Consider the following 24,974-nt stretch of genomic DNA (forward strand, 5'->3'; position numbering starts at 1 on the left):
GTATCATTCATACTATTAGCCCTTTGTGTAACCAGACTGTGAGAACTGATAGCGAGAATGGAAAACTAATAGCGAAAGTGCTTGGTAATAGGATAAGCAAACAGAATATTTTCTTCTTGCGTCCCACGGCCAATATTATGAATAATAAGCGGCGTGCCGTCGGCGGCCTTATTATCGGAGACGATACCGATATGGGGTAAGTTACTATTTGGCAGCCGCCACGTCACAATATCACCAGCTTTAAAACTGTCTTTATCCGTAATCGATAGCGCCTGCCCGTGATGCTCAAAGTAAACTTCAAGGTTGGGCACACGGCGATGATCAATGTTTTTATCGGTTGATTTTAGACCCCAATGCTTCGGATACGTTGACCAGTTCGATTTCATGTCATGATTGACCAACTGCTGCAAATCGATGTTTTGCAAGCGATACGCACGTACTATCACGTCAGTGCAGACGCCGGTCTCTATTGGCACATCTCCGCGAGGAAACGCCAACTTGCGATACGCAGGATCGTAGCTGACAGTGACACCGATTTGCTTTTTGGCATCCAGCGCCAGCTTATTACCACTACTAATAGGACTGGCAGCAACGGTTGGTTGTATGAGCATGACTGATAATAAAACTGCTAGAAGACTCTTTGAACCGTAGCGCTTGTTCCTATTCATTCATTCTGCCTTGTTCTGATGGATATTTGGGTCATGTCATAGTGATCGAGATATTCATTAGATACTATTTAATTAAGTTGCTAATGGTTTTAAACGCCGGATCTTGACTACTGCGGCACAGCTCAAACAAGATAGACTCAACCGTGCTGATCACTCCACCTGCGCGGCGAATACGGCGAATGGCTTGTTTTTTGTCATACGGAAATCTAGAACCGACAGCGTCCCCGATGATGACCGGCTGCATACCGTTGTCTAATAAATCAAGCGCCGTTTGCATGACGCATACATGCGCCTCTGCCCCAAACAGCAACACAATACTGCGGTTTTGCTGCGCCAAATGGTGCCATGACTCATCGTTATCACACGCACTAAAGGTCACTTTTTCAAAGCTTTTGGCATTGTTATCTGCAAGCACCTCACGAATCTCAGGTAAGGTATCGCCAAGGCCTTTTTTATACTGCTCGTTGAGCATGATAGGGATATCAAGCGCCTGCAACCCCTTAATCAGTGTCACGGTTTTTTTGACGATATTTTCATGATCATAGATATGCGGGGTGAGTCGCTCTTGGACATCGATCAGCATCGCTTGGGTATTTTCGCGGGCGATACGATACGTGCGGTCGGTAATCATGGTAGACATAGTACACTCCTTGTACGACTGACAATGATAGCTATATTATAGTGCTGGCTTATAGATTTTATTCATTTCATACGCTTGTTCGCTTCACTGTTATTTAGTCATAGATTTGTAGGGGCGTCAATGCAGATAATTTTTATTAACAATTATGAACAGGATATTAGGCTTGATTCATACTGTTTAGCTGGGGCGTATCATTAATCTGAGCATAAAACTTTAAATGGGTTAGTCTTTTAATAATGAACACCCCATTACTACATGTAATGACGTCTAGCATTACGTAATAAAGACTGCTTTTGAGTTATGACCATGACCACACCGAGAACAATACCAAAACATAAGGTTAGAAGATAATACACCATATAGCTCAGCGTATTTATGAATGCAAAAAACATGCTGTTTAAAGTAATGATTAATATCGCAGCGATAGTACCGCCAAACAGCTCTCGATATTTTTTATTAAAAATCTTAAAGGCCACCAACGGTATCGCGATACCAAATAAGCCAAATATAGCACCCCAAATACCTGCCATGTCCATATCAAAATATAGTAGCCCTAAAATATTAGAAAAAATACCACATATAAAAAATATCATTAAAAAACGTAAAGAACCCAATACTTTTTCTAAAATATAACCTGTCGCAAAAAGCATTCCTAGACTCATTACTAAATGCATAATTCCTACATGCACAAAAAGTGCTGTGACTACCCGCCAATATTTGCCAGCTTGCAGCGCGTCTATCGTCAACCCACCTACACTATTTACCTGTCTAGATAAAGGGTCAATGATATCCATACCCATGAATACGGTCATTATAAATGCACCGATACAGCTCAGTATCAACACCAACGTCGCAGGCCGCTCTTTATTACTTCTAAAACAAACTACTAGGCTTTTTGATACATCACTTACTGGTGCTCGTTTTTTTACAGGCTTTTGTTTTTGTATATGTTTTTGCCTAGCTTTCTTTTCTTGATTATCAAACTCTGCTGCGAGAATGAGCAACAAGCACAGCACCATACCAATAAAAAATGAGCCAAACCCCCAAACGAAATCACGATCTAAACTGTCAGCGAATATATTTGATTCAGGGACTAACACTAAGGCTGGTAAATTAGACTGCTTATTAGCTGTAGAAATCGTGTATAAGTAAGCACTTCTATCATTTGATGACTTTAGCTTTCTAAAAAAGTTGATATTAGAGAAATCTTCGGCGGCATACTTATGGCGCGACTCGTTAATAAACGCTGAGTATTGACGGTCTTTGATGTTTTGCTCTTCTCGATTGTCGTAGCTTGTATAGTAGCTAGAACCTAGCCAGACATTCTCAGCGCCTATAAATGGCGTAACAACGTAATAATAAATATGCAGTGTTGAGTCAAAGTATCGTCTATTGGCTACTCGTGTCTCTATATAAGCAATTCTCTCTGACTTTAGTGGTTCAAAATCGTCCACTCTGAAGTATTTTTGTTTTGGATAATGACGAATATCATTCAAGCTGGCTACTTCAATAACCTTGTAAGCAGCCTTAGACAAATAGTTTTGGCTAATCAAAAGCGGTATCACTAATGCTAAAACCATCGTTATAAAAAAGTAGCCTGAACTACTACGTTTAACCCACTTTAAGGTCAAATGCTCGTACCTCGGCCACATCCAAATACCTACGACTGAAATAGATAAAAGGAGCGGAATGCCAAAATTCCAGTAGCCTTCCTTTAAAGGCAGAATATCTAGATAAATATCAAGCAACCAGCGTAAAGCCCCAAAAAGCAGAATGGTCAAGATACTAAGACCTAAATATGGTAAGAATACTTGCTTTAGTTTTAGCTTGATCGATTCTTTAGCACTTAGGCTTTGTGTTCGCTTTTGCTTGGCGCTTTTGCTTACTCTCTTTTTGTTTCTGCTTCTGTTTTTATCCTTATACCTGTACTGGCTTTGCTTGTTATTATCTCGCATGTACCATTACCACTTGTTTAGATTAAATAACACCCTAAATAGACGATGCTCAATATGATTTTTTCTTCATATTTTTTAAGAACGTTTTATCAACTTCAGCCCGTAAAATCATTGCCAAGCAAATAGCCATACCAATTATCAAAAATCTAATAGCTTTTATCAGCTCTTCAGTAGCAGCCTCTGAGAGTGTGCCAGCTCTAGCAACCAATATTAAAGGCTCACATTCGACTTGTTGACACGTTGACTTGATAGCTTGTAAGTAACCAGCTTGAAGGTCTGAGTTTTTTAATTTTTCAAAATAATCAATTGATGATAAGTCCGAATTTATGTACTCAGGAATTTTGGAGTTGATAAAATCATTAATTTGCTGATGTTGGTCTTGTTCTGAAAGATTATTGTCAATATCTGTTGAGAATCGTTCTCCCAGCCAAATATTTTCACTAGCTAAAAAAGGTAGTGCTATATATAAATATACTCTTAAGATAGTCTTAGACTTGCTAGGTACTCTCGTATCTATACTAAACTTAACTTCTTGCTTACTAACAGGAAAGGTAGTTATCTGAAAATAAGTTTGTTTTGGATAGCGTCGAACCTCCTCGACATGGCTCACCTCAATCGTATCGTGAGACACTTTAGATAAATAGGCTTGACTCGTAACTATTGTAGGAAATAAAGACAGTATCATTATAAAATAAAATACATTTGAGCTCTTCTCTTCAAATAATTTAAAACGCAATAGCTTTATTTTGGGTCTCATGTAGGTAAAGACGATAGCGCTGCTTAGTATTAGCGCAATTATTCCGTCCCAGAAAGTGTCCTTTAATGGCCAAATATTTAGGTGAATGTCTAATATCCAGCGTATTACACAATAAAGAAAGATAGTTGACAGACTTGACCATAAAAAAGGGAAGAATACTAGCTTAAGCTTTATGCTAGTGAGCGCTTTATCCAACATAATTTAATACCATCCATCTAACCCTTATTAGTCTCATTGCCAAGAACACCTTTTTACCATTAGCACTTACTACCGGTAAAATTTTATTCTTTATAAGCACAAAAAAATGCCCCTAACATAGCGTTAGAGGCAACCATTATACAAGACGAAAGTCAAACTAATAAACAAATATCAGCTTTATTCATACCTAGACATTAGGTGAAAATTAAACACGCTCAATCACAGTCGCGATACCTTGACCAAGACCGATACACATGGTTGCAAGACCAAGCTCGGTGTCAGACTGCTCCATAGCGTTTAGCAAGGTAACCGTGATACGAGCACCAGAACAACCTAGTGGATGACCCAGTGCAATCGCGCCACCATTGATGTTGACGATATCTTGCTTGTCCGTCAGGTTCAAGGCTTTGAGTACAGATAGACCTTGGGCGGCAAAGGCTTCGTTTAGCTCGATGGTCTGCATGTCATCGATGCTCATGCCAGCGCGCTTTAAGGCTTTGTTGGTCGCAGGTACCGGACCGTAGCCCATGATAGCCGCATCACAACCAGCGACAGCCATACTACGAATACGAGCGCGAGGCTTTAGACCAAGATCTTTGGCTTTTTGCGCGCTCATGACCAGCATCGCTGCGGCACCATCAGAGAGTGCAGATGACGTCGCGGCAGTTACTGTACCGCCTTTAGGGTCAAAGGCTGGGCGCAGTTTTTGCATTTGCTCCATGGTCGCATCAGGGCGAATCACTTCATCGACGGTACATAGCTGCAGACGGCCATCTGCATCATGACCTTCGATGCCGATGATTTCATTGTCAAAACGGCCTTCAGTGGTCGCAGCCCATGCACGGCGATGTGACTCAAGACCAAAGGCGTCTTGTTCCTCACGCGTGATGTTGTTCATACGGCCTAGCATCTCAGCGGTCAAACCCATCATGTTTGACGCTTTTGCATAATGCTTGGAGGCTGCTGGGTTGAGATCGATGCCATGCATCATACCAACGTGACCCATGTGCTCAACACCGCCGATGATAAAGGTATCACCTTGGCCGGTCATAATTTGCGCAGCTGCGGTGTGCAGAGCTTGCATAGAAGAGCCGCACAGACGGTTGACCGTTTGGCCGCCAGCGGTTTTTGGAATACCTGCCAATAGACCGATATTGCGACCGATGTTCATGCCTTGCTCTAGTGTCTGGTTGACACAACCCCAGATGATGTCTTCGACATCGTTGGTGTCAAAATCGTTGCGCTCTACCAAAGCACGCACCAATTCTGCTGACAGATTATCAGCACGAACATGGCGGAACATACCGTTTTTAGATCTTCCCATCGCCGAGCGTACGCCATCTACGATGACCACATCTTTTGGACTTAAAGTTGTCATACTATCTTCCTTTTCAATTTTTATTGTCAGTGTTGTCGATTTAATCGGGCTCTATAGCCATCTATCACACGTTCCGTACATCAGTACGACAACTATCTGAATACTGTCGCGCTGGATATTATCGCGGCAGGCCAGACCTGATAAAACCGACCAAAACGGTGCGTCTGCTATTTTTTTATCACCGATAACGATGTCAGCAAACGCACCCCACTTATCCTAATACGGTATGCTCGTTACGCTGTGGCGTAAAAAGTCTCGCCAGCGGCTGCCATGTCGCGAATCTTTTGCGGCGCTTCATAGGCTTTGCCAAGGTGTGCGTATTTTTCGCATAGTGCCAAGTAGTTATCGAGACCCATTTGGTCGATATAGCGACAAGGACCACCGCGGAACGGCGGGAAACCAACGCCCATAATCATCGCCATATCCGCCTCACTTGGCGTGCTGACGATGTTGTCTTCTAGGCAGCGTACGGTCTCATTACAGAAAGCAAGCATGGTGCGGTCGATGATGGTTTGATCATCAAACTCTTTTTTGTCGCTATCTGTCGTGGCTTTAAGTAGCTCATAAGTGGCATCGTCAGCGACTTTCTTTGGCTTACCGCGCTTGTCGGTTTCGTACTTATAGAAACCAACGCCATTTTTCTGACCTAGGCGCTCGTTTTCATATAGATGCTCGATCGCCCCTTTATAATCAGGCTTCATGCGGTCAGGGAATCCTTCTGCCATCACTTCTGCGCCGTGCACACCTGTGTCTAGACCGACGACGTCGATGAGATAAGCAGGACCCATCGGCCAGCCGAATTTTTCCATGACTTTATCGACATGGGTAAAGTCCGCGCCTTGCTTAAGTAATAAGTCAAAAGCACCAAAGTATGGGAATAGGACACGGTTCACTAAGAAACCTGGGCAGTCGTTGACGACGACAGGCACTTTACCCATTTTAGTTGCGAGCGCAACCGTGGTGGCAATCGCTTCTTCAGATGATTTCTCACCGCGGATCACCTCTACCAGTGGCATACGGTGTACTGGGTTAAAGAAGTGCATACCGACGAAGTTTTCTGGGCGCTCAAGCACTTCTGCTAAATGCGTAATAGAGATCGTTGAAGTATTCGAAGCCAAAATCGCGTCTTCTTTGACTAAGCCTTCGACTTCTTTGAGTACCGCGTGCTTCACTTTTGGATTTTCTACTACGGCTTCGATAACGATATCCGTCTCAGCAAAATCACCATAGTTCAAAGTCGGACGGATACGGCTTAGCGTTTCGCCCATTTTCGCTGGGGTCATCTTGCCGCGCTCGACCATTTTGCCAAGTAGCTTGCTGGCCTCGCCCATACCCAAATCTAACTGCTCAGATTTGATGTCTTTCATGATGATTGGTAAGCCTTTACTAGCGGCTTGATACGCGATACCACCGCCCATGATGCCTGCACCTAATACTGCGGCTTCATTGATTTCATGCGCTTGTTTGCTGTGTTTTTTGGCCAGTTTCTTGACCAACTGATCATTTAAGAACAGACCGACTAAGCTCTCAGCCTGCGGGGTTTTTGCCGCTTTGGCAAAACCAGCTGCTTCGACTTCGATCGCTTTGTCACGTGGCAAATTGACGTGCTTTTCGATCGCTTCGATCGCGAGCGCTGGCGCTGGATACTGCTTAGGATTGGCTTTTGAGAAGATCATGCCTTTGGCGCTATTGAACGCCATTGCTTGCTCAAGCTGGTTTAATTTAACAGGATTTAGCTTCTCTTCACGCTTGGCTTGCCAGTCAAGCTCACCTGAGATACATTTTTTGACTAGGTCAATCGCAGCGTCTTGCAGATCATCAGCAGGGACGGTCGCATCTACCAGACCAAGATTTAGCGCCTCTAGTGGTTTTTTTGGTTTACCAGTAGCGATTAGCTCAAGCGCATTGTCGATACCGATGACACGCGTACTACGTACCGTACCGCCGAAGCCTGGGAAGATACCGAGCTGCGTCTCTGGCAGCCCGATGATGGCTTTTTCGCTCATGACGCGATATTCACACACCAAGGTCATCTCACAACCACCGCCTAGCGCTGCGCCATTGATAGCCGCTACTTTTGGAAATGGCAGATCTTCAAAACGGTTAAAGGTCTCATTGATACTCACCACCCAGTCTTTGATCTCGTTTTCTGGGTTTTTAAATGAGCCAACAAACTCTGTGATGTCAGCGCCCGCGATAAACACGCCTTTGCTTGAAGTGACAATAAGGCCTTTGACATCGTCGGCTTTTTCTAGTGCGCTCACCGCTTCACCAAACTGTTTGTTGGTCTCGGCATCAAACTTGTTCACGCTCTCATTTTCGGCGTTGTATTGCATGTTGGCGATGCCATCTTCTAGCATTGTCACCGTGATGCGATTTCCTTGGTATACCATTTGAAACTCCTTGCTATATAACGAAAGCTACGTTTTGGATTACAATCAATAGCCAGTTACTGTTAGTAAAATGGGTAATAGCACTGTGCGCCGCCTTCAAGACAAACATCGTCTTGACGACAAACCACTAGCGGGCGCACAGTGAAGATATCTTTATTATCCAGCGCTCATAGTAATGTACTTATTTTTACGTCGCTTGTACAACATCGTTTGGCGCTTTGTTTATATATTACAGGTATCTACTACGGCTGTCGGTGCTGATTGGGGAGCGCCATCGCATGTAGATGCAGCGATGACGGTTTGGGCAGTCCGGCTCACTCACGCCGGCGACTGCCTTTATCAGCCCATTTCCACGGCAATTAGTGTAGGGGATTATGCCCCTCACTGTCACAAGCTAATACCATACTCACAAGTCACTCTTAAGTCGAGACTCGCCTTTACCTAGTGGCTAACGTGCTTTAAGTGACCAGTTGTATACTCAGTGGACAGTCGCCTCATCACAACACATTCAATCACTAAATAACACGGGCAATACGTAACGAGGATTAGTTGCAGGGCGTACTGCATTACATATGGCATTGTCTCTTGTGTTTTTTAGCGTGTTTTTTGACAAAAAACTGCCAAAAATTTGGCGCGGATATTACGTGCTTCATAAGCAGGGCCTGCTATCATGCTACACTATCGCTATTTTTCTCGTTTCTCTTATAAATGGTTGGATTATGACTGTTTCTCCTACTTCTGGCTTTATGTCTTTTTTGCGTATAAATGACGGCGCGCATGATAATGCTGATCACCATATCAATAATAAAACCAAGCAGTTTCATCAGATTGTGCGCACGCAGATTGCCAAAGATATCGAGGTGTTATTTGCGTATGCCAAGCTGCCAAGCCCGCTGCTGGATGCCTGCCAATATGTGATGACGGGGCAAGGTAAGCTGGTGCGTCCGCTACTGGTCGCTAGCGCCTTTGCCAGCGTGAATGATGACCGCTGGCAAAGCGAGGCGCAGCCTATCAGCCCAGATATCTCTGAGACCATGACGCAAGGCAACACGGCAAACCCTCTATTAGAAAGCCTGTTAGAAAACGACTCCGATTATGATATGGCGCGCCGGGCGGCATTGGCCGTCGAGCTGTTGCATACCTATTCATTGGTACATGATGACTTGCCCTGTATGGACGATGACGCGCTGCGCCGTGGGCAGCCAACCGCGCATATCGTCTTTACCGAGGCAACTGCCCTACTAGCAGGGGACGTGCTCCAAACCCTCGCCTTTGAGGTACTGACCGCAGAGCTGCCGACTTTTGCGCCATTTGATGCCGCGATTGCCAGTCAGCTGCTCGCGGTATTTGCGCCGCGTGCTCGCCGTATGGTCTCAGGGCAAACGCTGGATCTCAATGCCGAAGCCAACCCCGATATTACCCAAAGCCAATTAGAAGCCGTTCACCGTGATAAAACCGGCGCGCTCATCGAAGCGGCGATGCTGATGGGCGGGATTTGTGCTGGTTCGACCGCGCAAGAGCGCATGGCGCTACAAGAGTGCGCCCAGCATATTGGTCTGGCTTTTCAAGTCCAAGACGATATCTTGGATGTCACCACCAGCACCGACACCCTTGGTAAACCTGCTGGCAGCGATGAAAAACTGGATAAATCCACTTATGTCAAACTGATGGGGGTTGAGCAGGCGACCAGCTATGCGCAGTCGCTGTTTAATGACGGACGCGCCGCCATCTTGCGTGAGTTGAGCGGCAGTAAGGACACCAACGCCTTATTGGCACTCATCGAATGGCTATGGTCACGTAAAAAATAAGCTGAGCAATAAACATTAAAAACAATAAAGGGTGGTCAACATGGACGGTACCCCGACACCGCGCATCTACCTTGGCACCGGCGGCTATAGCGATACCGACTTGCTTGGTACGCTATATCCTGAAGGCACCAAAAAGACAGACTTTTTGCGCGAATATGCTCGTCAATACGGCGCGGTCGAGATCAATAGCACCTTTTACGCGCCCATCGGCCAAAAAGCCTTTGCTGGTATGATCGATAAGGCCTATGTACAAGCCGATAGCGAGTTGAAGTTTGCCGTCAAGCTGCATCAAGACTTTACCCATGCGCGCAAAGGCACAAGCGAGCATGCACAAGCATTTTTAAACGCCCTATCCCCACTCATCGAAGCCGATGCGCTCGCGCCCCTACTATTGCAATTCCCCCATGGCTTTGATCGTACTCGTGAGCATCGGCTATATCTGGCCAATCTGGTCAGCTGGTTTGGCGATTATCCGCTAGCAGTCGAGTTTCGTCATAACGCATGGCACACCCCGCAAGTGGTCGATAGCTTTAAACAGCAAGGTCTCATTTGGGGTAGCGTCGATTATCCTAAAGTCAGCGGTCTACCGCCATCACGATTGATATTCACCGAGCGCACCGGCTACCTACGCATGCATGGCAATAATCTGAACTGGTGGGATGCCATGAGCGCCAGCGATCGCCATGATTATCGCTATAGCGAGGCGGAGATGCAGGACTGGGCGCAAGCCATTAATAATCAGCGCCAGCACTTTGATACGCTCTATATCTTTTTTCAAAACACCGTCAATGCGCATGCGTATTATAATACTGCGATGTTACGTGAGGCGTTGGGTAAGTTTGGGTTTGAGGTCCTTTAACATTGAATACATTAAACAAATTTGAGGTCAAAAAATGAGTTCTGATGATGATAAGGTGTACGATGCAATCCTAGTAGATACGTCTATTTTTGATAGATATGGTTTGAGATTGGAAAAAGGTCTACTAGGGAAATTAAAACAGTTTAAAGATAGTGATATAGATTACCTTTTGCCTGATGTCATAAAAGGTGAAATTAAAAGTCACTTAGAAAAGAAAGTTAAAAGTTCTCGTGCATCTTTGGAGAAAGCTCTTAACGATGCTGAAGACCATCTATTTTTTGATGATAGTAAACTTAATAGCGCAAAATCAACTTTAATGGATAGTAGAGAGATTAATGATGTTATTGTAAATCGTCTCGATAATTTTATAGAAAATACAGGGGCTATCGTTCTAGAATGTGGCAATTATATTTCAATAACAAATTTACTAGATCAATACTTCCAAAACAAACCACCTTTTGCAGAAACAGGTAACAAGAAAAGTGAATTTCCCGATGCTATAGTATTATTAGCTACAGAGTCATGGGCGAAAGAAGAAGGTATTCAAGTATTAGCCGTTGCTAGCGATAAAGATTGGAAGAATTACTGTGACACATCAGCTAATATTGACTACATTGAAGATTTAGCTAACGCTCTAAGCAAGTTCAATAAAGCAACAGCTCCTTTTGCTTTCTTATCCTTTCTAACTTCTCAATTAAGAGAAAAAGAAGATAGTGCAATTAATTTTGTAGAAAGGATTCATAACAATTTAGAGATGTATTTCGATGGTTTTACACCAGATCAAGAAGCAGACTCTTCTCATTACTGGGAACCAGATGGTTGTCATGGCTGGCTAAGTGACTTTAAGTTAGCCAATTATGATTTCAAAATAATAGATCACGCAGAGGATTACGTGGTTTTGGAAATGAATACTATTATCTCAGTTGAGGTAGAGGGGGAATTTTCTCTTTCACACTACGACTCAATAGATCGTGATTACGTTGGTATTGGTGGAGTTACAACTACTACTGAAGTGCAGTTTAATTCTGAAATATTAGTCACTGTATGTGGCGACTTGACTGGTGATTTATCAGATGTAGAGATCGAGGACGTTGAAGTTGTAAACCCTATAACTACAGTTGATTTTGGCACGTTAGAGCCTAATTACGGATATGATGAATAAAGAAATGTACCAAACCAAAAAAAGGACGCCTCTCAGCGTCCTTTTTTTAAAATCAAAACCTTAAGTCTTAAAGATTACTCTTCAACACCCGCATCTTGACCTTTATATTTCGCATTTGCGTAGTCCCAGTTTACGAGCTTGTCTAGGAAGGTGTCAACATAGTCAGGACGACGGTTACGATAATCGATGTAGTAAGCGTGCTCCCATACGTCACAAGTCAATACCGCGACTTGACCATGGGCCAATGGGTTGTCAGCGTTACCAGTCTTCGCGATTGATAGTTTACCGCCGACTTTATCAGCGACAAGCCAAGCCCAACCAGAACCAAACTGTGAAGTTGCTGCGTTTTTGAACTCTTCACGGAACTTGTCATAGCTACCAAAATCTTCTTCGATTTTTGCTTTGAGATCACCAGTCGGTTCGCCGCCGCCGTTTTCTGGGGTCATGCAGTTCCAGTAAAACGTGTGGTTCCATACTTGTGCTGCTTGGTTAAACATGGTTTGTTTGCTATCGTCTTTTGCCGTAGCTTCAATGATCTCAGGTAGTGTCTTATCTTCAAGACCAGAGCCTGGTAGCATATCTTTTAATTTATTTACGTAAGCTGCATGGTGCTTGTCATGATGGTATTCTAGCGTTTCGGCACTGATATGTGGCTCTAGCGCGTCTTTTGCATAAGGTAGATCTGGTAGAGTAATGTTTGACATAATTATTTTATCCTTGCTTATTTGCCGCTCTTATCTCACCTGCCCCACAGAGGCAAGCAACATACCGAGCTAAATTGGCTGAGTTTATTGTTTGAGATGAATTTTATCGCTTAATACTTTTGTCGTTTAATACATGATATTTTTACTCACAATATCACGTATTGTCATGAATCCAAAAGCAACATTAGTGTTATTTTTTGCCCGAAAGCCAAGTGTTTGACTTCGCGGGCGTTTATTAACTTAATATTCACAAGCTATAAGATATCATTCACTGAATCTTGGCACCTATTATAGCAACAGTACGCGACAATATCAGTTACTAAATGTTATGGACGATACAACCTGTATAGCAATTGGTTATTTATCGAGCCACGCTATCTGGTTGTTTGAGCTTAACCGGTATAATAAATGGGCGGATGCGAGCCATTATGCATGTTTACTCTATTGAGCCTACCGCATTTACTGGTAACGTCTTTTTTGTCCCTCGACTTGATGGAATGATTTTATGAGCACTACCACAGGCCAACTATCTGGTCACCCCGTACCATCGCCAAATGAGGCAACCGCTGCCAGCCAGTGGGTACTCGCCAGTAATAACAAAGGCAAGCTTGCTGAGTTTAAACGTCTATTTGCGGCGGCAGATTTGGATGTGACGATCGTCCCGCAAGGCCAGCTTGATATCGATGATGCCACCGAGGATGGGCTCAGCTTTGTAGAAAACGCCATCATCAAGGCGCGGCATGCCAGCCGAGCCAGCAACCTGCCTGCCATTGCAGATGACTCAGGGTTATGCGTGCCCGTATTGGGCAATGCGCCTGGCATCTATTCGGCGCGCTACGCAGGCGAGCATGGCAATGATGCTAAAAACAACGCCAAGCTCATCGCTGATTTGCAGCCTATTCGCGCCGCCTCGCCAGATACGCCTATCAAAGGCATGTTTGTTTGTGTGCTGGCGATGGTACGCCATGCCGACGACCCGCTGCCGATTATCGCCCAAGGTCTGTGGCATGGTGAGATCTTGCAGGCAGCGCAAGGCGACGGCGGCTTTGGTTACGACCCCCTGTTTTGGCTGCCCAAGCGACAAACGACGGCCGCCAGCCTTAGCGCCGCTGACAAAAACAGCATCAGTCACCGCGGCCAAGCCATTCGGCAGTTATTGACGCAGCTACCGCTATGACAGTTGATGCGCTCTAAAATAGCGTTAGCGCTAATAATGCATGTCATCAAACATAAGGTAAATAAAGAACGCTTTATAGGTAAACACTAGGTAAACAGATAATTTTTACTTTAACAAACAGATAGATTATACTGTTCTACTTTTAAAATTTTGTTGAAGGCCGTTATTTGCCTGTATAATTCAGCAAAAAGCGTTATTATGCGCGGCATAAACGGTTTATTATTGATATTTGATAGCGTGTACTCAAACGCTGCCTGACAGCGCTTGGCCTTATAGCCGTGGCGCAGTTAGGTTATAGGGACGCCTGAGGCGATTGCTTAAAGGCCAGCTGAGCGACTGCGCGCTATCACTATCCCCTATTTATTCCAACGGCAATCAGCAGCACACGCCCGTATTTTGAGGTGCGATTGTCTATCATTATTATTTAACCCTAAAGGTGTAATTAACATGGCTACAGATTTGCAAGTCACAACCAACAAGCTATCTAATAAAGAGACTCAGCTGACGGTTAAAGTCCCCGTGGAAAAAATCCAAAACAAAGTAGAAGGCCGCATCAGCCAAGTGGCGAAAACCGCCAAAATCGACGGTTTCCGTAAAGGCAAAGTGCCAATGTCGCACATCCGCTCACAGTACGGTGCGGGCATCCAGCAAGAAGTGATCAACGATGTGATCCGTGATACGGTCTTTGAAGCGATCAAAGCTGAAGACATCCGCGCTGTTGGCATGCCAAACATCGACGACGTCAAACTAGAAGACGATTTTTTGGTGTATCAAGCCACTGTTGAGATCTTCCCAGAAATCGACGTACAAGGTATCGATGAAATCGAAGTTGAGCGTCACACTGCAACCGTCAGTGACGAAGACGTCGACACCATGATCGAAAACCTGCGAAAGCAGCGTCAAGAGTATGTTGAAAAGAAAGGCAAAGCAGCCAAAGACAACCAAGTGACCTTTGACTTTGAAGGCTCTATCGACGGCGAAAAATTTGAAGGCGGCTCAGCTGAAGACTTCAAATTGGTCATCGGTAGCAACCAGATGATTCCTGGCTTTGAAGCGGGTATCAAAGGCATGAAAGCTGGCGAAGAAAAAGTCATCGATGTGACCTTCCCAGAAGATTACCAAGCAGAAAACCTAGCCGGTAAAGAAGCACAGTTCAAAATCAATGTAAAATTGGTGGAAAGAGCCAAGCTACCTGAAATCGACGACGAGTTCCTAGAGCTATTTGGCGTGACCGAAGGCGGCGTTGAGAAGCTAAAAGAAGACGTACGCAAAAACATGGAACGTGAAATCAAAAACGCTGCGCGTAGCCAAGTCAAGCAAGCGACTTTTGATGCATTGCTAGAAAAGAACGAGTTTGACGTACCAAGCGCCATGCTAGAGCAAGAAATCGAGCGTCAGCGCAACATGATGATGCAGCGTTTTTCTCAGCAGTTCGGCGCTAGCGCTGACAGCTTTGACAAAGACATGCTGCCAAATGAGCTGTTTGAAGAGCAAGCGCTACGTGCTGCCCGTCTTGGCATCATCGTCGCTCGCGTCATCGACACCAAAGGCCTAGAAGTTGACCAAGAGCGTGTCGAAAACTTCATCAAAGAAGCGGCAGAAAACTACGAAGACCCAAGCGAAGTCATCGAGTACTATACCAATGACAAGCAGCAACGCGCCAACATCGAGTCTGTGGTACTAGAAGACCAAGTGGTCGACTATTTGATCAGCCAAGGTAAAGTAACTGACAAAGAAGTCAGCTACCAAGACCTGCTCGCCGCTCAGCAGCAGCAAGCAATGTAATCTTGCTTAGTCGTCCAGCCAGACCATTACGATCATCGCTAAGCACGGGTGATCATTGGTAACGACGATCAAGGTAATACAAAAATGCCCTAACCATTGTGTTAGGGCATTTTTCTTGGTAGATAGTTATTGATGGATAGAGTACTGGCACGTACGCCCACACTGACTGACTTTTTATCGAGTGTTTTTCATCATCGTTTATGACCAACCCCTTGATAAATAGTTGCAGACGCCTTATTAATAGACAGTCATTTATCAATTTTCACATTAAAAAGTTACTATTGCCTCAATAAAAAAGTTACCATTAGCTCAATTATTTTTTAGCGACACCTAGATGGTTTTATGGTGATAGTTTTATGGCATCTGGCTCGTACTAGGTATAAACGGCCGTATTTACAATGATAAGCCGTCAGCAAAGCTTGGCCACTCGCTACCCTCAAACCCTTTATTTTATGGACTTATACATAGGACATCTTTATGACAGATTATGATCGCATCACCGCCAACCCGTATTTTGATATGTTGATGAGTGCGCACAACGACGTACAAAACATCCAAAGCGCTCCGCAGTCTGCCTTAGTACCCATGGTGGTCGAGCAGTCTTCACGTGGTGAGCGCTCGTTTGATATTTTCTCGCGCTTGCTGCGTGAGCGTGTGATCTTTTTGACCGGTCAAGTCGAAGACCACATGGCCAATCTTATCGTTGCTCAGTTGCTATTTTTGGAAGCAGAAAACCCAGACAAAGACATTCATTTATACATCAACTCACCAGGCGGCTCAGTCAGTGCCGGTTTGGCAATTTTTGATACCATGAACTTTATCCAGCCTGAAGTATCGACCATCTGTATGGGCGGCGCGTATAGCATGGGTTCATTCCTATTGGCAGCAGGCCAAAAAGGCAAGCGTTACTCACTTGCCAATGCACGCGTGATGATTCACCAGCCATCAGGCGGCGCGCAAGGTCAAGCGACCGATATCGAGATTAATGCCCGTGAAATCCTCAAAATCCGTGATCGCCTAAACCGCATTTTGGCTGAGCGCACCGGCCAGCCGCTTGAAAAAATCGAAAAAGACGTCGAACGTGACTTTTGGCTAGATGCGCAAGAAGCCAAAGAGTACGGTCTGGTCGATGAAGTACTAGAGCGTCGTCCGACTTCGTTGTAGTCTTTGGGCGCCGCGCCATCATCGCGATATCCGCAGCCATTTTGTTACATTTTATGCCTGAGCACTTGCTGTTTGGGCATTGATGGACATACTCAGAATACTTATAAGCTTTAAATTTTAGGAGCGCCTTTTATGGCAGAAGATAACACCCCGCAGTGCTCATTTTGTGGTAAAGCCAAAAGTGACGTACAACAGCTCATTGCCTCTGACGATGCCAATATCTGTAATGAGTGCATCGAGCTATGTACCGACTTAATCGCAGACAGCGCCGAGCAGAGCGACGATAGCGATATTGACACCTCGTGGGTCAATAAAAAACTACCAACGCCAAAAGAAATACGCGCCAAGCTTGATCAGTATGTCATCGGGCAGGACGCGGCCAAAAAAGCCTTGGCAGTGGCGGTTTATAACCATTATAAACGTCTAAAAGTCAGCCAGACTTTGGCCAATGACAACAAAACAGCCAAGATTGGCGCTGATGATGCCATGGTTGAATTGGCAAAAAGCAATATCTTGCTGATTGGCCCGACCGGCTCTGGTAAGACACTGCTCGCGCAAACCTTAGCGCGCCTGCTCGACGTGCCTTTTGCCATGGCCGACGCCACCACCTTGACCGAAGCAGGCTACGTCGGTGAAGACGTCGAAAACATCGTGCAAAAACTACTGCAAGCGGCTGACTATGATGTGAGCAAAGCTGAGCAAGGTATCATTTATATCGATGAGATTGATAAAATCAGCAAAAAAGGCGACAACCCGTCTATCACGCGCGATGTATCGGGCGAAGGCGTACAGCAAGCCCTACTCAAGCTAATCGAAGGTACAGTTGCTGCTATCCCGCCTCATGGTGGCCGTAAGCATCCACAGCAAGAGCTGATCCAAGTCGATACCAGCAACATCCTCATCATCGTTGGTGGTGCATTCGCTGGCCTCGACCAAGTGATTCAGCAGCGTACCGAAAAAGGCGGTATCGGTTTCAATGCGGATGTCAGCTCAAAAGACGACAGCCGCCGTAGCTCAGATTTGCTTCAGCAAGTCGAGCCTGAAGATTTGATTAAGTTTGGTTTGATTCCTGAGCTGATCGGTCGTCTGCCGGTACTGGCCGCGCTCGAAGAGCTGGATGAAGAAGCGCTGGTGCAAATCTTGACCGAGCCAAAAAACGCGCTGGTCAAACAGTACAAGTATTTGTTTGATATGGAAGGCGCTGAGATTGAGTTTACCAAAGAAGCCCTCGATGCCATCGCCAAAAAAGCCATGGAGCGCAAAACAGGCGCGCGTGGTCTGCGCTCTATCGTAGAAAACGCCTTGCTAGAAACCATGTATGAGCTACCATCGATGAAAAACGCCAAAACCGTGATGGTCGATGAGTCGGTCATCAATGAAGGCAAAACGCCTAAAATTGCTTAATCTGAGCATGACTAAAGATAGCAGGACAAATGGTAGGCTATCTTGACAATAATCCTAAAAAAGCGTCTGGCAGCAGTGCTCAGGCGCTTTTTTGTGTTCGCTCGTCTGTATGCATAAATATATATGCCCAAGCGCACAAAAGGCGTATAAAAAATCCATAAAAAAATAAACTGGGCTTTTTTGCGGTATGCATAACCATCATAGTAATACTTAAGGTAGCTTCATATCACCTTCTACCAGCCAGCCCATACGCCGCATCACATAAGCGACAACACCGGCAATCACGGCTGGCAGCACAAACATCAATAACACAATCGCCGTCCATAGCTGTGCGGTGCTCATCAGTCCTTGCGAGGCCTCGATAACGCCAAATACCCCGACCAACCCGGCCGTCCCCATGCCAGCGCCAGTTGCGGTACATGCCAGCCCAAAGCCGACGGTCGCAATAGGGCCGACGATGGCGCTTGCGATGACCGCAGGCAATAGCACCAATGGTTTTTTTAGTACATTGGGAATCTGTAGCATACTGGTGCCAAGCCCCTGAGAGATCACCCCGCTCATGCCGTTGTCCTTAAAGCTCGCTACCGCAAAGCCGATCATGTGCGCCGCACAGCCCACCACTGCCGCACCGCCTGCCAGCCCGCCAAGCCCGATAGTGATACAGATGGCAGCGCTGGAGGTGGGAAGTGTCAGCAAAATCCCCACCACCACAGCTATCACCACCCCCATCAATAACGGCTGCAGCTCAGTAGCTGCTTGGATACCTTGTCCAATAGCGCTGACGGCAGCGACGATGGGCGGATTAAGTAGGGCACAAACCAGCAACGCCGCACTACATACCACCAATGGCACCAACAAAATATCAAGTTTGGTTTTACCTGCGACCCACGTACCAGCACGATACGCAAATACCGATGCCAAATACGCGCCAATCGGATTGCCTGGTATGGCGACAAAAGTCGCAGGTGCGCCTACCTGAGCGGTAAATAGCGTCCCTGCCATTAGCGCCTCGGAGTGGGCACCGAGCATACCAGCGACCAAGCAACTGAGCATCACCAGCGTCGGTGCTTTTAGATAGTACGCAATACCCACGCCGATACCCGCCCCCATCATGACTGAAGCCAGCTTGCCGACAGCCACCAGTGCTGGCAAATTTAACCAACCACCGATTTGCGAGATAATAAGACCAGCTATCAAGGTGACAAACAAGCCCAACGCCATGCCAGTAAAAGCATCAATAAAATATTTTTGAAAAAAAGCCTTAATGACACCGTGGGGTGCTACTGCGTGCGATACAGTCATAGCCATGCTCTTTGTAAGTTTTGGAGATAAATTGTGGTCAAATAAGGAAAATAGCGCCGTTCATATCGGGATATTGACCAGCTATTTGACGATGGTTGGCAAAATTTAGCCATTTTTAGCCCATTTAGATAACTATCGAGTGAATTGAAAACACGCCCTAAAATAAACGATAAAAAAGGCGTCGCTCGTACCAGTAAGCGACGCCTTTGTTTATAAACGAATCATCCTCCTAAGCTGCCGATGCTAGCGGCGCTGCTCGACGATGATAGAGTCGATGCCGTTATTTTGTAGGCGCTGCTGGGCGGTGGTCACCGCTTGACGATTATTCATCGGCCGTGAGATGACCTGATAGATGGGCAAGCCATTACCTGTGGTGTTTTTTACCACTCTTGCATCGACACCTGCCATCAGTACTTGAGCGCGGCGACGATCTGCTTCATCAGCATCACCAAAGCTATTGATCTGCAAAATGTAGGTGGCTGACGGTTTGGCGGCCTGTACGCTAGCGGTTCCGGCACCTGAGTTATTGCTACGGTTAGCGCCATTACTATTGCTAGTAGGCACAGGGCCATCGTAAGTGGCGTCTTCTTCGACAATGACAATCTCATCACTGTTTTCGGCTTGATTGGGCGCTGTCACTGTGCCATCCGCGATACCGACATTGTCTGACTCATCATCACGACTGGCGCTACTATCCTGCGGCTGAGTGACGACCACATCCGGCTCAAAGGCATTGATATCGCCTATTGCACTGTTGCCCACCTCGGCGATGTCTTCATCAGGAATCGTCGCCATTTCTTGACTGGGCAATATGTCATAAAACTCATAATCACCATTATCCGTGTCGGTATCGACACGCGGCTGTACCTGACGGTCTGGGTCATCGCCGGCGGCACTATCTGCTGGACTAAAATCAAACAATGGCGAGAGGTAGATAAACACCCCAATCATCAAGGTCAGTATCGCCCCGACGAACATCCATAATAAGCCTGACACACTACTGGTTTTGCGCTTTTCGGTCGCGCCTTTAGGTTTTTTGGCTAGCATGGATCTGGTTCTCCCTACTGAATCTAACTATCATTAAATTACGCTTATCGGCCGTCTCTTTATACTACATGCTAGACGGGGCAGACAACCCTAATAAATTAAGTCCGTTGGACAATACTTGACGCACCGCTTTTGACAACCGTAGACGCGCCTGCATCAATGCCATCTCATCAGTGCTCGGTGTCTCACCTGATGTCAAACTCACCGGCAAGATGCGGTTGCTGTCGTACCAGCCATGAAACAGCGCGGCCAGCTCTTTTAGATAATTGGTCAAGACGTGCGGCTCGTAGCCGGTTGCCGCGCGCGCCAAGGTCGCAGGATAGCCTGCTAGCAGCTTGATCAGTTCATCTTCATTAGGAGCGCTTAGCCTCGTTTGCTGCGCCTGCCCGATGGCATCATCTACCACAAAGCCACTGTTTTCAAGCTTCTCTAACACGCGGCAGACACGCGCATGCGCGTACTGAATGTAATAGACTTGGTTGTCTTTACTTTGCGACTTGGCCAGCTCCAGATCAAAGTCCACATGCACTTCAGGCTTACGCGCCACATAATAAAAACGCGCCGCATCGTTACCCACCTCAGAGCGCAGCTCGCGCAAGGTGACAAACTTGCCTGAGCGTGACGACATTTGTACTTTTTCACTACCGCGCCATAAGGCCACAAACTGTACCAATACCACATCGAGGCGCGCCTCATCGATGCCAAGCGCAGTCAGCGCCGCTTTTACCCGCGGGACATAACCATGGTGATCTGCGCCCCAGACGTTGATGACTTTATCAAAGCCGCGGTCAAACTTGTTTTTGTGATAAGCAATATCAGAGGCAAAGTACGTCGTTTGCCCATTGGCGCGGCGTACCACGCGGTCTTTTTCGTCACCAAAATCGGTCGATTTAAACCAAATATTGCCATCTTTTTCATACAGATAGCCTTTGTCGTCTAGTATCTGTAAGACAGGCTCGATCTCGCTATCGATTGAGCGCTCGCTAAACCAGCACTCATAACGCACCCCAAAGTCATTTAAATCATCTTTGATATCCGCCAAGATACTGCTCAGCGCAGCGTCTAAAAACAGCTCATAACCCTCGCCTAGCAAGAATTTACTATTGGCAATCAGGCCATCGATATGAGCTTCTTTGTCGCCTGATACCAGTGTTTTTTCGCCATCGGCATTGGTATCAAAGATAGCATCTGCTGGTACGTCTTTGGCGACGTCAGCGAAAGGATGAACGTAGCTGTCACCATGCTGCACCTTTAGAGTCTGTGCGATATCTCGGACATACTCACCTTGATAGCCATTGACCGGAAAGGTCACCTGCTCGCCGTTGATCTGCAAATAACGCAAGTAGGTGCTGGTTGCCAAAATATCCATTTGGCGACCGGCATCATTGACGTAGTATTCACGCGTGACGTCATACCCCACCGCCTCTAGCAAATTGGCGACGCTCATACCGAACGCTGCGCCGCGGCCGTGACCGACATGCAGGCTTGAGGTTGGGTTGGCAGAGACAAACTCGACTTGGATTTTTTGCCCGGCAAATTGCTCGCTTAGACCAAAACGGTCTTGTAGCTCAAAGATATCTGCTAATACTGCAAACTTGGCATCGCTGTTCAAAAACACATTGATAAAACCAGGGCCGGCGATTTCGACTTGGCGAATGTCTTGATTATCAGGCAACGCGGCGACGATTTTTTCGGCCAGCATACGCGGATTGCTCTTGGCTGCTTTGGCTGCTGTCAGCGCGATGTTACTGGCAAAATCACCATGGCTCAAATCCTTGGTACGGGTAATCTGGCTATTGTTTTTCCAATCAGCAGGCAAGATGTCTTGCGCCTGTAAGGTTTGAACAGCTTGGTCAAATAATGCGGTTAAGGTATCGATTTGGGCTTGTGACATAGGGTATAAACTCAGTTAAATAAACAACAAAAACGGTATGAAACATGATGAATGCGAGCAGTCGATATGGGATTATTATAATAGCGACAGGCTATGCAAAAGAGGCATTAGTACTAAAAAACAAGTAACCTATAAATATAACAATCTTTGTGCTGTATTGCACTATTTACGATAAAATTAGTGTCAAAATACAACACTTTAAGCCCAATTTGCCCCTAAGTATTGGCTATCTGATAAAGACGGCGCGCGCCGCGCTAAGCGTGCCATAACACCGAGCATTATGATTGTAGCGTTACTGTTGTTCAAGGCTTTGCGGTAGTTTATACCCAGTACATTCCACGCTATAATGACGGTTTGTCTTGCTGTCTTGCTGTAGTGAGGCAATACGCCCCATGGCAGCCGAGTCGCCTGCCATTATCCAGACGATAAAATAATAAAGACAATCAGACAACGCGTTACCACTTTATAGGACTATCTTATGTTTGCTATTGCTGCTAGTACCATCACCAGCTGGGGGTTGTACGTCTTACTACCAATATTTATCGCCTTTTTATTTTTTATTATGTGGGACATCTCTAAAAAATCTGAGGCTGGACGCGCTGGGACGTTTTGGATCTTTTTGGCACTGGGTGCTGGGTTTATGGGCTTTTTACTCAAGCTCTTACTAGAGGTCGCCTTTGAGAGATGGTTGATCTAACCAATGCTCTAGGGTCCTTCATTCAACCGACAGTCATCCAAATGGGTTCGAAGCGGCTAAACAGCGACCAAACACTGCACTGTTTTACTGTGCTATTTTTTGGCAATAATGGTCGCGCGCATCGGGGCAGGATAGCCTTCTACAGTTTTTGTTCGGTCATTAGGATCTAAAAAATCTGCTAAAGAGTGATACGTCATCCATTCGGTTTGGCGCTGCTCATTGGTCGAAGTCGTGGCCACATCGACGCAGCGCACGTCTGTAAACCCTGCTTTTTCAAGCCAGCCGATTAACGCTGCAACAGAGGGTAAAAAGTACACATTATTCATCTGCGCATAGCGGTCATGCGGCACCAGTACAGTATTGGCATCGCCTTCGATTACCAACGTCTCAAGCACCAGCTCGCCGCCTTTGACCAGCTGCCCCTTTAGCTGTTGCAAATGCTCAAAGGGTGACTGACGATGATAGAGCACCCCCATACTAAACACCGTATCAAATAGCTGACTATGCTCAGGTAAGGCTTCGAGTGGGACGGGGATATAATGCGTTTTATAACTATCAGTCGCGCCGACAAAATGCCGAATCGCCATAAACTGATGATAAAACAAGCAAGAGGGATCGATGATAATGACCGTCTCCGCGCCAGCCCCTGCCATACGCCAGCCATGATACCCAGAGCCGCCGCCGACATCGAGCACGCGCCGTCCTTTTAAGGTGCCCAAATGCGGCGCAACTCGCTGCCATTTCCAGTCACTGTGCCACTCGGTATCGATCTTGATACCTGACGCATCATCGCCGATTTGACCACCGATCTGAAACGGCCCCTTGCGCCACGGCATCAGCTGCTTTAACAGCGCCGTTGTTTGCTTGCGCTGCGAATCAATTAGATTTGCCTCAATGGTCAACACATCAGTGTTTAGATGGACAGCATCGACGACCAGTTCTGGCAAACGCGCCACCGACGCCTGATAAGCTGGCGCGTGCGCATAGTTGGCTTTGTCTTTGATGGCACCCAGCCATGTTGGCAACTGGGTCAGCCACTCATAAGCCGTCGGCTGCTGCTGCGCAAGTGTTAGCAAGGTCAAATACAGCTCACGTTCGGCGCGCAAGATAGTGTCATTAAGCATAAAAGCGAATTACCATGTGGATCAAAAAGTAAGGTTAAAAATTGCGTCCTCAAAGAAAGGCTATTTAAACGCCACAATCGAGACAAAGTTCAAAAACTGAAACCACGTCAGATGCCGCGCAAAACCCACCTCATCCAAACGCTGATGGTGCCCGTCTAAGGTGTCGGTGATAAGGACGTTTTCTAGCGCATTACGCTTGCCGCTGATTTCCATCTCGGTATAGCCATTAGCGCGCTTAAAGTCATAATAGCGCTCAACCAACCACGCATCATACTGCTCATCAAACGCATGGGTTTTTTCGGTCAACACCAATATACCGCCCTCGCTAAGTGCATTATAGATATTCTCTAACACCGCTACTCTATCGGCGGCTGGCAAAAACTGTAGCGTTAAATTTAAAATCACCATATCGCATGGCTCAAGTGTCACATCGCGGATATCGGCGGTGACGACTTCGATATCGTGCTCAGGATAGTTATCATTGAGCACAGTTGCCGCTTTTGTGGTCATCGCAGGCGAGATATCTATCGCTTTAATCTGTAAATCCTGCGGTGCAAATTCCCCAGCTAGCGCCATGCTAGCTGCACCAAGTGAGCAGCCCAAATCATACACACGGCTGACACGGCGGCCATCATCACCTTGCTGACGGTACTTGCAATGACGCCGAGCAAAGATAGGCAACATCGCCAGCACTTGACCATAACCTGGTACACTACGGCGAATCATATCTGGAAAACACGCCACCACCTGCTCATCAAAAGAAAAGCGCGCCGCTTTATCGAGAGGTGTGGTAAATAAAGTGTCATGCTTGATAGTGGCAGGATTAGATTGGCTCATGGGGCGACTCGTTTCGATAAT

Annotated in this window: 20 protein-coding genes; 8 read left to right on the forward strand and 12 right to left on the reverse strand. The window is 46.2% G+C overall.

Going from position 1 to position 24,974, the window contains the following annotated elements:
- Nucleotides 1–65: 65 nt before the first annotated feature.
- The 6 genes from ACNFVB_RS11990 to fadB all read right to left on the reverse strand — a co-directional run bounded on the left by ACNFVB_RS11990 (nucleotide 66) and on the right by fadB (nucleotide 7,989).
- Nucleotides 66–668 (reverse strand): DUF1287 domain-containing protein, encoded by a 603-nt coding sequence (locus ACNFVB_RS11990; RefSeq protein ID WP_430737642.1) that lies wholly within the window; start codon nucleotides 666–668, stop codon nucleotides 66–68.
- Nucleotides 669–732: 64 nt separating this feature from the next.
- Nucleotides 733–1,308, reverse strand: coding sequence for an isochorismatase family protein (locus ACNFVB_RS11995; protein ID WP_192992908.1), 576 nt, complete (start codon nucleotides 1,306–1,308; stop codon nucleotides 733–735).
- Between the two features lie 251 nt (nucleotides 1,309–1,559).
- Entirely contained in the window at nucleotides 1,560–3,263 is a 1,704-nt protein-coding gene (locus ACNFVB_RS12000; protein ID WP_430737643.1) for a rhomboid family intramembrane serine protease, read from the reverse strand.
- Between the two features lie 49 nt (nucleotides 3,264–3,312).
- Nucleotides 3,313–4,218 carry a hypothetical protein gene (locus ACNFVB_RS12005; RefSeq protein ID WP_430737644.1) on the reverse strand — a complete coding sequence of 302 codons (906 nt, stop codon included), beginning with the start codon at nucleotides 4,216–4,218 and terminating at the stop codon, nucleotides 3,313–3,315.
- Nucleotides 4,219–4,423: 205 nt separating this feature from the next.
- Entirely contained in the window at nucleotides 4,424–5,596 is a 1,173-nt protein-coding gene (fadA, locus tag ACNFVB_RS12010; protein ID WP_334222346.1) for an acetyl-CoA C-acyltransferase FadA, read from the reverse strand.
- A gap of 233 nt (nucleotides 5,597–5,829) precedes the next feature.
- Nucleotides 5,830–7,989, reverse strand: a complete 2,160-nt coding sequence (gene fadB, locus ACNFVB_RS12015) for a fatty acid oxidation complex subunit alpha FadB (protein ID WP_430737645.1) — start codon at nucleotides 7,987–7,989, stop codon at nucleotides 5,830–5,832.
- 746 nt (nucleotides 7,990–8,735) lie between these two features.
- Between fadB and ACNFVB_RS12020 the strand changes: the two genes are divergently transcribed.
- The 3 genes from ACNFVB_RS12020 to ACNFVB_RS12030 are packed head-to-tail and all read left to right on the forward strand — an operon-like array spanning nucleotide 8,736 to nucleotide 11,818.
- Nucleotides 8,736–9,797, forward strand: a complete 1,062-nt coding sequence (locus ACNFVB_RS12020) for a polyprenyl synthetase family protein (RefSeq protein ID WP_430738533.1) — start codon at nucleotides 8,736–8,738, stop codon at nucleotides 9,795–9,797.
- A gap of 40 nt (nucleotides 9,798–9,837) precedes the next feature.
- The gene (locus ACNFVB_RS12025; RefSeq protein ID WP_430737646.1) at nucleotides 9,838–10,656 is read left to right on the forward strand and encodes a DUF72 domain-containing protein; all 819 of its coding nucleotides are present in this window, start codon (nucleotides 9,838–9,840) and stop codon (nucleotides 10,654–10,656) included.
- A gap of 34 nt (nucleotides 10,657–10,690) precedes the next feature.
- Entirely contained in the window at nucleotides 10,691–11,818 is a 1,128-nt protein-coding gene (locus ACNFVB_RS12030; RefSeq protein ID WP_430737647.1) for a PIN domain-containing protein, read from the forward strand.
- Between the two features lie 74 nt (nucleotides 11,819–11,892).
- Here ACNFVB_RS12030 and ACNFVB_RS12035 read toward each other — a convergent pair whose 3' ends face one another.
- Nucleotides 11,893–12,522, reverse strand: a complete 630-nt coding sequence (locus ACNFVB_RS12035; RefSeq protein ID WP_192993323.1) for a superoxide dismutase — start codon at nucleotides 12,520–12,522, stop codon at nucleotides 11,893–11,895.
- 505 nt (nucleotides 12,523–13,027) lie between these two features.
- On the opposite strand from ACNFVB_RS12035, the gene rdgB reads away from it, so the two are divergent.
- The 4 genes from rdgB to clpX all read left to right on the forward strand — a co-directional run bounded on the left by rdgB (nucleotide 13,028) and on the right by clpX (nucleotide 18,052).
- Nucleotides 13,028–13,699 carry an RdgB/HAM1 family non-canonical purine NTP pyrophosphatase gene (rdgB, locus tag ACNFVB_RS12040; RefSeq protein WP_430737648.1) on the forward strand — a complete coding sequence of 224 codons (672 nt, stop codon included), beginning with the start codon at nucleotides 13,028–13,030 and terminating at the stop codon, nucleotides 13,697–13,699.
- Nucleotides 13,700–14,146: 447 nt separating this feature from the next.
- A complete protein-coding gene (gene tig, locus ACNFVB_RS12045; protein ID WP_430737649.1) occupies nucleotides 14,147–15,484 on the forward strand; it encodes a trigger factor in 1,338 nt (445 codons plus the stop codon).
- 525 nt (nucleotides 15,485–16,009) lie between these two features.
- A complete protein-coding gene (clpP, locus tag ACNFVB_RS12050) occupies nucleotides 16,010–16,648 on the forward strand; it encodes an ATP-dependent Clp endopeptidase proteolytic subunit ClpP (RefSeq protein WP_172953052.1) in 639 nt (212 codons plus the stop codon).
- A gap of 132 nt (nucleotides 16,649–16,780) precedes the next feature.
- Nucleotides 16,781–18,052: an ATP-dependent protease ATP-binding subunit ClpX gene (gene clpX, locus ACNFVB_RS12055; protein WP_198336427.1), complete on the forward strand. Its 1,272-nt coding sequence runs from the start codon at nucleotides 16,781–16,783 to the stop codon at nucleotides 18,050–18,052.
- Nucleotides 18,053–18,262: 210 nt separating this feature from the next.
- Here clpX and ACNFVB_RS12060 read toward each other — a convergent pair whose 3' ends face one another.
- The 3 genes from ACNFVB_RS12060 to argS form a co-directional block, all read right to left on the reverse strand.
- Nucleotides 18,263–19,354, reverse strand: a complete 1,092-nt coding sequence (locus tag ACNFVB_RS12060; RefSeq protein ID WP_430737650.1) for a PTS transporter subunit IIC — start codon at nucleotides 19,352–19,354, stop codon at nucleotides 18,263–18,265.
- A gap of 243 nt (nucleotides 19,355–19,597) precedes the next feature.
- Nucleotides 19,598–20,401: an SPOR domain-containing protein gene (locus tag ACNFVB_RS12065; protein ID WP_430737651.1), complete on the reverse strand. Its 804-nt coding sequence runs from the start codon at nucleotides 20,399–20,401 to the stop codon at nucleotides 19,598–19,600.
- Nucleotides 20,402–20,465: 64 nt separating this feature from the next.
- Entirely contained in the window at nucleotides 20,466–22,295 is a 1,830-nt protein-coding gene (argS, locus tag ACNFVB_RS12070; RefSeq protein ID WP_317053926.1) for an arginine--tRNA ligase, read from the reverse strand.
- Between the two features lie 478 nt (nucleotides 22,296–22,773).
- On the opposite strand from argS, the gene ACNFVB_RS12075 reads away from it, so the two are divergent.
- Nucleotides 22,774–22,992 (forward strand): DUF2788 domain-containing protein, encoded by a 219-nt coding sequence (locus tag ACNFVB_RS12075; RefSeq protein WP_430737652.1) that lies wholly within the window; start codon nucleotides 22,774–22,776, stop codon nucleotides 22,990–22,992.
- Between the two features lie 92 nt (nucleotides 22,993–23,084).
- Here the strand turns inward: ACNFVB_RS12075 and cmoB are convergent, their stop codons facing one another.
- Together cmoB and cmoA are read right to left on the reverse strand one after the other, a co-directional pair.
- Nucleotides 23,085–24,116 carry a tRNA 5-methoxyuridine(34)/uridine 5-oxyacetic acid(34) synthase CmoB gene (gene cmoB, locus ACNFVB_RS12080; RefSeq protein ID WP_430737653.1) on the reverse strand — a complete coding sequence of 344 codons (1,032 nt, stop codon included), beginning with the start codon at nucleotides 24,114–24,116 and terminating at the stop codon, nucleotides 23,085–23,087.
- A 60-nt stretch (nucleotides 24,117–24,176) separates the two neighbouring features.
- Nucleotides 24,177–24,953: a carboxy-S-adenosyl-L-methionine synthase CmoA gene (gene cmoA / locus ACNFVB_RS12085; protein WP_198336423.1), complete on the reverse strand. Its 777-nt coding sequence runs from the start codon at nucleotides 24,951–24,953 to the stop codon at nucleotides 24,177–24,179.
- Nucleotides 24,954–24,974: the final 21 nt, after the last annotated feature.

It is taken from the genome of Psychrobacter sp. VH5 (assembly GCF_050572635.1).
In the GTDB taxonomy this organism is placed as follows: domain Bacteria; phylum Pseudomonadota; class Gammaproteobacteria; order Pseudomonadales; family Moraxellaceae; genus Psychrobacter; species Psychrobacter celer.

Coding starts and splice junctions, on each gene's coding strand:
- ACNFVB_RS11990 (WP_430737642.1), bottom strand. CDS start 668: ATGAATAGGAACAAGCGCTACGGTTCAAAGAGTCTTCTAGCAGTTTTA.
- ACNFVB_RS11995 (WP_192992908.1), bottom strand. CDS start 1,308: ATGTCTACCATGATTACCGACCGCACGTATCGTATCGCCCGCGAAAAT.
- ACNFVB_RS12000 (WP_430737643.1), bottom strand. CDS start 3,263: ATGCGAGATAATAACAAGCAAAGCCAGTACAGGTATAAGGATAAAAAC.
- ACNFVB_RS12005 (WP_430737644.1), bottom strand. CDS start 4,218: ATGTTGGATAAAGCGCTCACTAGCATAAAGCTTAAGCTAGTATTCTTC.
- fadA (WP_334222346.1), bottom strand. CDS start 5,596: ATGACAACTTTAAGTCCAAAAGATGTGGTCATCGTAGATGGCGTACGC.
- fadB (WP_430737645.1), bottom strand. CDS start 7,989: ATGGTATACCAAGGAAATCGCATCACGGTGACAATGCTAGAAGATGGC.
- ACNFVB_RS12020 (WP_430738533.1), top strand. CDS start 8,736: ATGTCTTTTTTGCGTATAAATGACGGCGCGCATGATAATGCTGATCAC.
- ACNFVB_RS12025 (WP_430737646.1), top strand. CDS start 9,838: ATGGACGGTACCCCGACACCGCGCATCTACCTTGGCACCGGCGGCTAT.
- ACNFVB_RS12030 (WP_430737647.1), top strand. CDS start 10,691: ATGAGTTCTGATGATGATAAGGTGTACGATGCAATCCTAGTAGATACG.
- ACNFVB_RS12035 (WP_192993323.1), bottom strand. CDS start 12,522: ATGTCAAACATTACTCTACCAGATCTACCTTATGCAAAAGACGCGCTA.
- rdgB (WP_430737648.1), top strand. CDS start 13,028: ATGAGCACTACCACAGGCCAACTATCTGGTCACCCCGTACCATCGCCA.
- tig (WP_430737649.1), top strand. CDS start 14,147: ATGGCTACAGATTTGCAAGTCACAACCAACAAGCTATCTAATAAAGAG.
- clpP (WP_172953052.1), top strand. CDS start 16,010: ATGAGTGCGCACAACGACGTACAAAACATCCAAAGCGCTCCGCAGTCT.
- clpX (WP_198336427.1), top strand. CDS start 16,781: ATGGCAGAAGATAACACCCCGCAGTGCTCATTTTGTGGTAAAGCCAAA.
- ACNFVB_RS12060 (WP_430737650.1), bottom strand. CDS start 19,354: ATGACTGTATCGCACGCAGTAGCACCCCACGGTGTCATTAAGGCTTTT.
- ACNFVB_RS12065 (WP_430737651.1), bottom strand. CDS start 20,401: ATGCTAGCCAAAAAACCTAAAGGCGCGACCGAAAAGCGCAAAACCAGT.
- argS (WP_317053926.1), bottom strand. CDS start 22,295: ATGTCACAAGCCCAAATCGATACCTTAACCGCATTATTTGACCAAGCT.
- ACNFVB_RS12075 (WP_430737652.1), top strand. CDS start 22,774: ATGTTTGCTATTGCTGCTAGTACCATCACCAGCTGGGGGTTGTACGTC.
- cmoB (WP_430737653.1), bottom strand. CDS start 24,116: ATGCTTAATGACACTATCTTGCGCGCCGAACGTGAGCTGTATTTGACC.
- cmoA (WP_198336423.1), bottom strand. CDS start 24,953: ATGAGCCAATCTAATCCTGCCACTATCAAGCATGACACTTTATTTACC.